This is a genomic window from Deferrisoma palaeochoriense (assembly GCF_054656955.1).
Window position 1 is genome coordinate 1 of sequence record NZ_BAAHXI010000092.1, and the last position, 9,783, is coordinate 9,783.

General features: G+C 72.8%; 13 protein-coding genes. 11 read left to right on the forward strand and 2 right to left on the reverse strand.

Features of this window, described 5'->3' with window-relative positions; all coding sequences use genetic code 11:
• Positions 1–332: 332 nt before the first annotated feature.
• The gene (locus ACYQ8L_RS17140; protein ID WP_459943037.1) at positions 333–830 is read right to left on the reverse strand and encodes a rubrerythrin family protein; all 498 of its coding nucleotides are present in this window, start codon (positions 828–830) and stop codon (positions 333–335) included.
• A 238-nt stretch (positions 831–1,068) separates the two neighbouring features.
• On the opposite strand from ACYQ8L_RS17140, the gene ACYQ8L_RS17145 reads away from it, so the two are divergent.
• Entirely contained in the window at positions 1,069–1,293 is a 225-nt protein-coding gene (locus ACYQ8L_RS17145) for a NifU family protein (protein ID WP_459943038.1), read from the forward strand.
• Positions 1,294–1,346: 53 nt separating this feature from the next.
• Positions 1,347–1,544: a hypothetical protein gene (locus ACYQ8L_RS17150; RefSeq protein ID WP_459943039.1), complete on the forward strand. Its 198-nt coding sequence runs from the start codon at positions 1,347–1,349 to the stop codon at positions 1,542–1,544.
• On the opposite strand, the gene ACYQ8L_RS17155 is transcribed toward ACYQ8L_RS17150, so the two are convergent.
• A complete protein-coding gene (locus tag ACYQ8L_RS17155; RefSeq protein ID WP_459943040.1) occupies positions 1,532–2,065 on the reverse strand; it encodes a class I SAM-dependent methyltransferase in 534 nt (177 codons plus the stop codon). The genes ACYQ8L_RS17150 and ACYQ8L_RS17155 overlap by 13 nt on opposite strands.
• Positions 2,066–2,122: 57 nt before the next feature.
• Here ACYQ8L_RS17155 and ACYQ8L_RS17160 point away from each other — a divergent pair, with 57 nt between their 5' ends.
• The 9 genes from ACYQ8L_RS17160 to ACYQ8L_RS17200 form a co-directional block, all read left to right on the forward strand.
• On the forward strand, positions 2,123–2,848 hold the full coding sequence (locus ACYQ8L_RS17160; protein ID WP_459943041.1) for a YMGG-like glycine zipper-containing protein: 726 nt from the start codon (positions 2,123–2,125) through the stop codon (positions 2,846–2,848).
• A 53-nt stretch (positions 2,849–2,901) separates the two neighbouring features.
• Complete coding sequence (locus tag ACYQ8L_RS17165; RefSeq protein WP_459943042.1) at positions 2,902–4,287, forward strand: FAD-binding oxidoreductase; 1,386 nt, start codon at positions 2,902–2,904, stop codon at positions 4,285–4,287.
• Entirely contained in the window at positions 4,287–4,754 is a 468-nt protein-coding gene (locus tag ACYQ8L_RS17170; protein WP_459943043.1) for a hypothetical protein, read from the forward strand. The genes ACYQ8L_RS17165 and ACYQ8L_RS17170 overlap by 1 nt, the downstream gene beginning before the upstream one ends.
• On the forward strand, positions 4,744–5,628 hold the full coding sequence (locus ACYQ8L_RS17175; protein WP_459943044.1) for a phosphate/phosphite/phosphonate ABC transporter substrate-binding protein: 885 nt from the start codon (positions 4,744–4,746) through the stop codon (positions 5,626–5,628). Before ACYQ8L_RS17170 ends, ACYQ8L_RS17175 begins: the two co-directional genes overlap by 11 nt.
• 4 nt (positions 5,629–5,632) lie before the next feature.
• Positions 5,633–6,118 carry a tetratricopeptide repeat protein gene (locus tag ACYQ8L_RS17180; RefSeq protein ID WP_459943045.1) on the forward strand — a complete coding sequence of 162 codons (486 nt, stop codon included), beginning with the start codon at positions 5,633–5,635 and terminating at the stop codon, positions 6,116–6,118.
• A gap of 85 nt (positions 6,119–6,203) precedes the next feature.
• Positions 6,204–7,259, forward strand: a complete 1,056-nt coding sequence (gene yedE / locus ACYQ8L_RS17185) for a YedE family putative selenium transporter (protein ID WP_459943046.1) — start codon at positions 6,204–6,206, stop codon at positions 7,257–7,259.
• A gap of 321 nt (positions 7,260–7,580) precedes the next feature.
• Positions 7,581–8,453, forward strand: coding sequence for a right-handed parallel beta-helix repeat-containing protein (locus ACYQ8L_RS17190; protein WP_459943047.1), 873 nt, complete (start codon positions 7,581–7,583; stop codon positions 8,451–8,453).
• Between the two features lie 2 nt (positions 8,454–8,455).
• On the forward strand, positions 8,456–8,776 hold the full coding sequence (pqqD, locus tag ACYQ8L_RS17195) for a pyrroloquinoline quinone biosynthesis peptide chaperone PqqD (protein WP_459943048.1): 321 nt from the start codon (positions 8,456–8,458) through the stop codon (positions 8,774–8,776).
• Positions 8,777–8,779: 3 nt separating this feature from the next.
• On the forward strand, positions 8,780–9,783 hold a 1,004-nt coding region (locus ACYQ8L_RS17200; RefSeq protein WP_459943049.1), incomplete at its 3' end, for a GeoRSP system radical SAM/SPASM protein.

A 9,783-nucleotide genomic window follows, 5' to 3' on the forward strand; every position in this document is an offset into this window, starting at 1 on the left:
GGCGCCAATAGAGGCGCGCAAGGAGCTCGCGAGGGCATGGGGCCTGCTTCCGGCCGTGCGTGAGTGCGGCATCCGGCCACTGTAGGAGCCACGCCCGGCGCTCCAGCAGGCCCCACGCCCCCCACCGTGTCTCTTTAGCCGCCGGAGTAATAACGTCCGCCTGGCGGCTGGGCTGCTTGGCGGCTAGGCCGCTACTACTACCTTCAAACGTATTGCCCGGGGCGCGTTTCGCGAACGGGCCGCCTCGTGGCCTGCCCGAGCTCCCACGAAAAAGCGCGGCGCCCCACCGGGGACGCCGCGCCGCCTTCCTGCCTGGGAGCCGCCGGTGGGCGCTATTCCACCCGCTCGAACCGGTTCCCCGGCGCGCCGCACACCGGGCATTTGTCGGGGGCCGTGCGCTCGTGGGTGTAGCCGCACACCGGACAGACGTAGTAGTCGAAGGTCTCCCCGCCCTGGGCCAGGTTCTCCAAGGCCTTTCGGTACAGGGCCTCGTGGATCTTCTCCACCTCCCAGGCCCACTTGAAGCTCCGAAGCGCCCCGGTTTCCCCCTCGGCCTCGGCGTCCTTGATGAACTCGGGGTACATGTTCACCACCTCGTGGTTCTCGCCCTGGATGGCGGCCTCGAGGTTCTCCTTGGTGCTCTTGATGTTGCCGAGCACCCGGAAGTGGTTGTGGGCGTGCACGGTCTCCGCGGCCGCGGCCGCCCGGAACAGCTTGGCCACCTGGGGGTAGCCCTCTTCGTCGGCCTTCTTAGCGAAGGCGAGGTACATGCGGTTGGCCTGGGACTCGCCGGCGAACGCAGCCTTCAGGTTTTCGGTGGTCTTGCCCATGACGTTTCCTCCTTACGTGAAAAAAGGGGATGGCTTCGATGAGTGCCCGAATGCTAACCGACAAGGTTAGCATTGTCAAGGCCTCCGCGTTCACGCTACCACGGTTTCAGAAGGGCGCAAGGCAGTCCCGCGAATCGCCCCGTCTGGCCCCCTCGGGGTGTTTGACACACCCGGGGCCCGGGGCTAGATTGGGGTTCGTTGACCGTCCCGGTAAAAAATACGACCCAAGGAGTCGGACATGAAGGAACAGGTGCAGGCGGCGTTGGATAAGGTGCGGGTGAACCTCCAGGCCGACGGCGGAGACGCCGAGCTCGTGGACGTCACCGACGACGGCGTGGTCAAGGTGCGGCTCAAGGGGGCCTGTCACGGGTGCCCCATGAGCCAGATGACCCTGAAGCGGGGCATCGAACGGGTGATCCGCGAGGCCGTGCCCGAGGTCAAGGAGGTCGTGGCGGTCGATTAGGCTGTGCCCGACCGGCGACCGTTGACCGAAGACCGACGACGGAAAGGTTCCCCATGTACAAGGTGAAAACGTTCGGCACCGACATGAAGGTGTTCCGGGTCCACGAGGAGCTCGAGGCGCTCGACGAGCGGGTGAACCGGTTCTTCGCCGAGCGGCCCCAGGCTCGGCTCCTCGGCGTGAGCGACATGCCGGTCACCGACGACTCGGGCGCGACGATCGGCATGTTGCGGGTGGTGGCCTACGAGGAGTAGCGCCGGGCCACGAGCCCGGCGTAGGCGCCGCGCCGGTCGGCCCACTCGGCGTAGGTCAACACCCGGGTGCCCGGGAAAAGCCCGGGCAGCTCGCCCGATCGCAGAAGGTAGGCCGGCCGCCGGGGGCGGGACCCGGGCGGCCGCAAGGCGTGGCCGAGGTGGGTTTTGGCCACGATGAGGCCGCCCGGCACCAGGAGATCCGGGAGCCGGGGGAACCGGTCCCGGTCGAGGTAGTGGAAGAGGAGCACCGCGGCCCAGGGCCCCGGCGGCGGGTCGGCCGCCTCCAGGTCCCAGGCGGCGAACCGGGCCGGAAGACCCAGTTGTCGGGCCCGCGCCGCCCCCTGCCCCAGGCGGCCCAGGTCCCGGTCGAGGCCCAGGACGTTCCGGCCGATCCCGGCAATCCACAGGGCGTTTCGGCCGTTGCCGCAGGCGAGATCGAGAACCGGCCCGGGCGGGAGGCACCGAAGCAGGGGGGCATGGGCCGCGAGCCACGGATCGGGGGCGAAGGGGTGGCCGGTCATGGCACTCCAGGGTACCGAGTCGAACGCGCGGGGCAACCCCCGCGGGGAGGGAACGAAATGCGTCGGATGCGTGTGACCGCGGTGGTGCTGGCGGCCGTCCTGGCCGTGGCCTGTTCCCGGTACGAGCAAAAGCCGCTTCCGGTGCGGGTGCCGGCCGCGTACCCCAACGCGACCACCGTGTTCGGGGTGAACCTGGCGGCCGAGGCCCACGCCGACCCGGCCCGGGCCAAGGAACTCTTCGGGTTCGACATCGTGGGGGCCGGCGTGCTGCCGGTGCAGGTGGTGTTCGACCACCAGGGTGCCGACCCCGTGGAGATCGTGCCCGAGCAGACCTTCCTCATGGACGCCCAGGGCCAGCTCTGGAACGTGCTGGACCAGCGGCTCGCCTACAAGCGGATCCAAGACAAGACCGAGTGGGGCGAGATCGCGCCCGAGGCGGGCAAGGGGGCCCTACTGGGCGCGGCCGCCGGGGCGATCGTGGGCGCGGCCATCGGCATCGTGACCGGCAAGAGCGTCCCCGAGGCCGCGGGCAAGGGCGCGGCCGTGGGCGGCGCCGGCGGCGCCGTGCTCGGCGGGGCCAAGGGTCACCAGGACCCGGAGGTGGGCCGCTCGATCCGGGAAGACCTGCGCAACCGGTCCCTGGAGAACAAACCCATCGAGCCCGGCACGCTAAGCCACGGGGTGCTGTTCTTCCCGGCCGAGGCCAAAACGCCCCGGCAGCTTCGCCTGCGGATCCGCAACACCCGCACCGGTGAGGCCCAGACCGTGATCCTGTCCCTGTGACGCCCCACCGCCGAGACGGAACCCGAGGCCCCGGGGCAGCCCCCGGGGCCGTTTTGCAGCGCCCCACGGAGCGCGACCTCCGGGCCCTGGCCGGGCGCCTCGGCGAGGGCCGGGTGTCGTGGGCCGAGGGCACCCTCGAGCGCTACAGCCGCGACGAGTCCACCGTGCTCGAGGCCCTCCCCTGGGCCGTGGTCCGACCCCGGTCGGCCGGCGAGGTGGCCGAGGTGCTCCGGTGGGCCTCGGCCGGGCGGTTTCCCGTGGTCCCCCGGGGGGCCGGCACGGGGGTGGCCGGGGGCGCCGTGGCCGTGGGGGGCGGGGTGGTGCTGAGCCTGGAGCGCCTCGACCGGATCCTGGAGCTCGACCCCGAGAACCTCACGATCACGGTGGAGCCCGGGGTGGTCACGGCCCGGATCGACGAGGAGGCCCGGCAGTTCGGGCTCTTCTACCCCCCGGACCCGGCGAGCCTGGAGAGCTGCTCCATCGGCGGCAACGTGGCCGTGGGCGCGGGGGGCGCCCGGGCCGTGAAGTACGGCACCACCCGCGACTACGTGCTGGGCCTGGAGGCCGTGCTGCCCGACGGCGAGGTCCTGGAGGTGGGGGGCAAGAACGTCAAGGACGCGAGCGGCTACCACCTGAAGGACCTCTTCATCGGCAGCGAGGGCACGCTCGGGGTGATCACCCGGATCACCCTGCGGCTCGTGCCCCGGCCGGAGCGGGAGGTGGTGCTCCTCGCCCCGTTCCCCTCCATCCACGAGGCCGCCCGGGCGGTCACCGCGATCCTGCGGGCCCGTGTGGTGCCGGCCGCCGCCGAGTTCATGGACGACGTAACCATCGAGGCGGCCCGGAGGTACCTCGGCCGCGACCTCCCCGGCGGCCCGGCCGCCGGGGCGTATGTTTTCGTGGAACTGGACGGCCGGGATCTCGACGCCGAGATGGAACGGGTGGCCGAGGTGGTCCAGGGCCACGGGGCCCTGGACGTGCTCGCGGCCGAGGACCCGGGCCAGCGCGACCGGCTGTGGGAGAGCCGCCGGTGCCTCGGGGAGGCGTTGCGGGCCTGGGGCCGGCAACTCGGCAAGGCCGACGTGGTGGTGCCCCGGGCCCGGGTGCCGGAGCTCGTGGAGGCCGTGCGGCAGGCCGGCCGGCGCCACGGGCTCGTGGCCGCGAACTTCGGCCACGCGGGCGACGGCAACGTGCACGTGAACTTCCTGCGGCAGGACCTTTCGGAGGCCGACTGGGCCGAGCGCCTGCCCCGGGCCCTGGACGAGGTCATGGAGGCCGTGCGCCGCCTCGGGGGGCTCCCCTCGGGGGAGCACGGCATCGGGGTGCTCAAGAAACCCCACCTCCAACGGTTCCTTCCGGAGCGGGCCCTGGCGCTCATGGCCTCGATCAAGGCCGCCTTCGACCCCCTGGGCATCCTGAACCCCGGCAAGGTGGTGTGATGGCGCGACTCCTCGCGGCGGCCCTGGTGGCCGCGCTGGTTGCGGCGGGCCCGGCCGCGGCCTGCTTCGGTCCGCGGCTGAAGGTGGCCGTGGGCGGCCCAGCCCCGCTTGCGGCCTACGTGTTCGGCTACTACGTGGAGGACCGGGCCGGCACCGGGGTGGAGTTCGTGGAAGCCCCGGACCCGGGAGCGGAGGTGGCCGAAGGCCGGGCCGACGTGGCCCTGGTTCCCGCGGGCGCCGGGACGCCAGAGGGCCTGGTGGTCCGGTCGGCCGGGGTCGTGCCCGGCGTCGGGCCCGCGTCGTTCTGGCTCCGGCCCGAGGTGCTCGACGATCTCCGGTTCACCCTGGTGGAGCGGGCCCTGGGTCGCATGCCGGCCCTGTTCGGCTCCGAGGCCTACCGGGCCGCGGCCGGTTCGGCCGACACGCCCCGGGCCGCGGCTCGCAAGGTGGTGCTCGATGCGCCGTAGGGTCGCCGTGGCGCTCGCCCTGGCGGCGCTCCTCGCCGGGTGCCGGGAACCCCGCACGTTTCGGATCGGGTACATGATCTGCAACTCCCGGGCCGAGACCGAAGCCCGGTTCGCCCCCCTCACGGCCTACCTCTCCGAAGCCACGGGCGCCCGGTTCGACCCGGTGTACCTCGACACGGTGGACGTGGAGGAGGCCTACGTTCGGGGCGAGCTCGACTTCACCCACACGAACTCGACGCTGTACGTGACCCTCCACGAGCGCCACAGCCTGCGGGTGGTGGCGGCGGAAAAGCGCGGGGCCTTCGGCGCCCGGACCCTGGGCGCCGTGATCGCCCGCAAGGGCGCGGACATCCGCACCCTGGCCGACCTCAAGGGCAAGCGGTTCGTGTTCGGGCCCCAGTGGGCCCCCTTCGGGTTCCTGGCCCAGTACGCGCTGCTTCTGGAAAACGGCATCGACCCCGAGACCGATCTCGGCTACTACGCCATCCCCCACGGTTCCTGGAAGCACGAGAAGGTGATCTACGGCGTCCTCTACGGCGCCTTCGACGCCGGAGCCGCGCCCATGATCGACCTGGAGGAGATGACGGCCGAGGGCAAGATCGCGCCCGACGACTTCGTGATCCTGGCCAAGAGCGACCTCGCCCCCTACTGCACCGTGGGCGCCCGGCCCGACGTGCCCGGGGAATGGGTGGACCGGGTGCGCGACGCCCTTCTGGCCCTGACCCCGGAGACCACGGCCGAGGTGGGGGGCGAGAAGCTCCGGGTGCTCCGGCGGGCCCTCGTAACCGGGTTCGAGGCCGTGACCGATGCGGACTACGACCGGATCCGGGCCTGGGCCAAGCGGGCCAAGCTGCCCCCCTACGAGGAGTACTGAGGCCGTGGACCGGGAACGCTGGGTGCTGGTGGGGCTGGCCGCCCTCTTTGCCGCCTGGGCCGCCCTCGAGCTGCCGGGACTCGGCCGGGACGCCCGGGCCCGGCCCGATCCCTGCGCCGCCCGGGTGGACCCCGCGGCCGTGGAGGCGAGCTACCGGGACGCCGTGGCCCGGCTCGAGGCGGGCGACGACGCGGCCGCGGTGCTGGAACTCCGCCGCCGGGCCGAGGCCGGACCGCACCCGGCCTGGGCCTGGTTCTGGCTCGGGGAGGCCGCCTACCGCCGGGGCGCCTGGGCCGAGGCCGTGGCCCGGTACGCCCGGGCCGTGGACGAAAACCCCGCCGCGGCCGACCGCACCGGGCCGTTTCGGTCGGGCGCCGTGATGGCCGAGCGGCTCCAGGCCATCCGGAGCGGCCCGTGGGCCCAGGACCCCCCGCCGGAGGTGCGAAAGCTCTACGCGCTCCAGCGCCGGCTCGCCGGGGGGTGCGAATGAGGGGGGCCAGGGGCACGTCGGCCGCGGGTCGCCGGGCCGCGGCCCGGCCGGGGGTGCGCCCCTCTCGGCCGGAGGTCGCCGCCCGATGACCCGGGATCGGTCCCTGCCCTGGATCCTGGCCGCCGGGGCCCTGATGGGGCTCTTCGGGAGCCTCCTGGCCTACTGGGGCAACCCGGCCAACACCGGGATCTGCATCTCCTGCTTCCTCGAGAACGCCGTCGGGGCCCTGGGGCTCCACCCCAACCCCCGGATGCAGTACCTGCGGCCGGAGCTCCTGGGGTTCTTCCTGGGCAGCGCGGCGGCGGCCCTGGCGACCCGGGAGTTCCGGCCCCGGGTCCGGGCGGCCGGGGCCCACCTCCTGGGCCTCGGGTTTCTCATGATCGTGGGCTCGGCCGTGTTCATCGGGTGCCCCATCAAGATGGTGCTCCGGTTGGCGGCCGGGGACCTGACGGCCCTCGCCGGGGCGGCTGGGCTCGTGGCCGGGGTGTGGGGGGGCCTCCGGCTCGCGGCCCGGGGCGACCTGGAGGGGGCGGGCCGGCCGCGGCCGGTGCCGTGGCTCGTGCCCGGGGGGCTCGTCGCGGCGGCGCTCGTGCTCACGGCCCTCCTTTTCCGCCCCGGGGTTCTGCTGGAGAGCCGCTCCGGGGGCGGGGCGCTCCACGCCCCGATCTGGGCGAGCCTGGGGGCGGGGCTCGCCATCGGGGTGGCCTGCCAGCGCTCCCGGTTTTGCATCACCGGCTCGGTGCGCGACATCCTCCTCACCCGGAGCCGGGGCCCGGCCCTGGCCCTGGGGGCGCTGCTCCTCACGGCCGGCCTGGCCAACGGGTTTACGGGCCAGTTCCGGCTTGGCTATTATGACCCGCCGGGGGCCCATCTGGAGATCCTCTGGAACTTCCTGGGGATGGGCCTCGTTGGCCTGGCGGCCGTGGTGGCCGGGGGGTGCCCGTTCCGCCAGATCGTGCGGGCCGGGGAGGGCGACCTCGACGCCGCGGCCGTGGTCGTGGGCATGGGCCTGGGGGCGGCCCTGGTGCAGGCCTGGGGCCTCGGGGCCACGGCCGCCGGGGTGCCCGCGGCCGGCAAGGTGGCGGTGCTCTTGGGGCTGGCGGCGCTTCTGGGGCTCGGCGCCTCCGTTCGGGCTCCTTGACCCGGAACCGGCCTTCCGCTTGGGTAGGCTGCGAGCGCCGCATCCGATCCTCGGGCCTTCGCGTGCCGGTTGTCTGCGCCGTCGGTTCGAGCGGAACCAGCGGATGGCCCTGGGGCTCGACAAGGGGGCAGACGTTCCGGGGGCGCGTCGAGCCGAAGCGTCGCACGCGGCTCCCCCGGAGGCCCCATGCCCCCGGACTGTGAGATGGCGCCAAAGAGGCGTGGTCACGCTTGGAGCGCTGGAAGATCGGGGAGGGTTTCAAGCCTCCCAGCGTCCCAGCCTCCGAGCGTCCTAGCGCAACTTGCCGAAAGGAGGCGGGCGATGGATCGGCGGATACGATGCTGGGCGGCGGCGGTGGCGTTGGCGGGGCTTGCGGGGTGCATCTCGCTGCCCCAGCCCAAACGGATCTCCGTGCCCCAGACGGCCCGCACCGAGACCGAGCACATCCTCTACGCCCCCACCACCTGGCAAGGGGAGATCCGGCTCATCCGGCCGGTGATCGTGACCAAGACGGCCACCCTGACCCTCCAGCCCGGCACCCGGGTGTTCTTCGACATGCCCCCGGTGGAGGAGGGGAAAGATCCCGAGCCCTGGATCCGGGTGCTGGGGAGCCTCGTGGCCCTCGGCACCCCCGAGGCGCCCATCGTGTTGACCTCGGTGGGCCTTCGGAACAACGAGTTCGAGGACATGATCGCGCTGGAGGGGGCCAAGGAGGCCCACTTCCGCCACGTGACCTTCGAGCGCGGGCCCTGGGCCGTGCACAGCCACGAGACGCCGGTGGATTTCGAGGACTGCGTGTTCCGGGCGAACTACGGCGGGGCCCGCTTCCAGGGCGGCCGGGTCGTGATCCGGCGGTGCCGGTTCGAGGACAACCGGATCGGGGTGCGGTGCCTCAACGGCTCGCCCGTGATCGAGGAGAGCGTCTTCGTGGGGAACGTCACCGGCATCTTCTTCCGCCAGGGCGTGAAAGCCGCGGTGCTCCGGCGAAACAACTTCGACAACCGGGAGTACGATCTCAAGCTCGGCGAGGGGCAGGCCGACGACGTGGATGCGGCCCAGAACTGGTGGAAGGCCGCCGCCGAGGGCAAGCTCGCCGAGCGGATCTTCGACGGTGCCGACTCCGAGGGGGTGGGCCGGGTGACCGTGGAGCCCCAACTCACCGTGCCCTGGGGCACGCCGGAGAAGAAAAAATAGCCGTGCCGATCCTCCGACGAAACCCGCGCCTCGCCTGGCGCGACGAACCCGCCGCCCGCGACCGGATCGTGGCCGCCCTCGAAAAGGGCGAGCCGGCCGGGGACGAGGGCTGGGTGCTCCTCATCGACGGCGGCCAGATGCACCAGCTCAACCTCCTGGCCGGGGAGATCTGGCTCCTCGCGGACGGCACCCGAGACGAGGCGGCCATCGCCGCCGAACTCGCCCGGCGCTACGACGCCCCGGCCGAGGAGATCCGGGCCGACGTGGAGGCCTTCGTGGCCGATTGCCTCGCGCGGGGCTGGCTGGTGGCCGAGGACGCCTGACCCGTGGAACTCACCGCACCGCTCACCGTCAACTGGACCCTCTCCTACGCCTGCAACTTCTCGTGCCGGCACTGCTACTCCCGGGGGCTCCACCGGCCGGAACTCCCCCTGGAGAAGGTGCTCGCCCTCGTGGACGAGCTCGCCCGGTGCCGGGTGCTGTTCGTGAACTTCGGGGGCGGGGAGCCCCTGCTCTACCCCCACCTCTGGACCGTGGCCCGGGCCGCGGCCGACCGGGGCCTCCGGGTCAGCATGAACACGAACGGGTGGCTTCTCGACGCCGACGCCGCGGCCCGCATCCGGGAGGCCGGGTTCGCCTCGGTGGGGGTGAGCCTCGACGGCGCCACGGCCGAGGTCCACGACGCGTTCCGAAGCCGTCCCGGGAGCTTCGACCGGGCCCTGGCCGCCCTGGAGTGCTTGCGGGAGGCCGGGGTCGCCTCCACCGTTTCGGCCGTGATCCACCGGGACAACGTGGGTTCCTACCGCCGGATCGTGGAACTCGCGGCCGCGCGGGGGGTCGGCACGGTGTACCTCCACAACTTCAAATGCTCGGGCCGGGGGGCCGAGAACCGGGCCGAGCTCGACCTTTCCCCCGACGAGTGGCGGCGGTTCTACGAGGACGCCCTGGCCTGGCGGGCCGAGGCCCCCGCCAAGCTCGCTTTTGACGACCCGATCCTGGCCCTCCTGGGCGAGGCCGAACCCGGGGCGGTGAAGGGGAGCACCTGCGGGAAGCTGTCGCTCCACCTGGAGCCCGACGGCGAGGTGACCCCCTGCGGGTTCATCCCGGTCTCGGCCGGAAACCTCCTCGAAACCCCCCTGGACGAGCTCTGGCGCACCTCGCCGGTGCTCCAGAGGATGCGCGAGAAGACCCCCCAGGGCAAATGCCGCACCTGCGGCGTGTACGGCGAGTGCCTGGGCGGCTGCACGGCCCGGGCCTTCGCCGTCACGGGCTCGTTCGACGCCCCCGACCCCCACTGCTGGGCCGGAGAGAACCGGCCCGAAGGAGAGGC

Coding starts and splice junctions, on each gene's coding strand:
- ACYQ8L_RS17150 (WP_459943039.1), top strand. CDS start 1,347: ATGTACAAGGTGAAAACGTTCGGCACCGACATGAAGGTGTTCCGGGTC.
- yedE (WP_459943046.1), top strand. CDS start 6,204: ATGACCCGGGATCGGTCCCTGCCCTGGATCCTGGCCGCCGGGGCCCTG.
- ACYQ8L_RS17140 (WP_459943037.1), bottom strand. CDS start 830: ATGGGCAAGACCACCGAAAACCTGAAGGCTGCGTTCGCCGGCGAGTCC.
- ACYQ8L_RS17160 (WP_459943041.1), top strand. CDS start 2,123: ATGCGTCGGATGCGTGTGACCGCGGTGGTGCTGGCGGCCGTCCTGGCC.
- ACYQ8L_RS17175 (WP_459943044.1), top strand. CDS start 4,744: ATGCGCCGTAGGGTCGCCGTGGCGCTCGCCCTGGCGGCGCTCCTCGCC.
- ACYQ8L_RS17170 (WP_459943043.1), top strand. CDS start 4,287: ATGGCGCGACTCCTCGCGGCGGCCCTGGTGGCCGCGCTGGTTGCGGCG.
- ACYQ8L_RS17145 (WP_459943038.1), top strand. CDS start 1,069: ATGAAGGAACAGGTGCAGGCGGCGTTGGATAAGGTGCGGGTGAACCTC.
- ACYQ8L_RS17190 (WP_459943047.1), top strand. CDS start 7,581: ATGGATCGGCGGATACGATGCTGGGCGGCGGCGGTGGCGTTGGCGGGG.
- ACYQ8L_RS17155 (WP_459943040.1), bottom strand. CDS start 2,065: ATGACCGGCCACCCCTTCGCCCCCGATCCGTGGCTCGCGGCCCATGCC.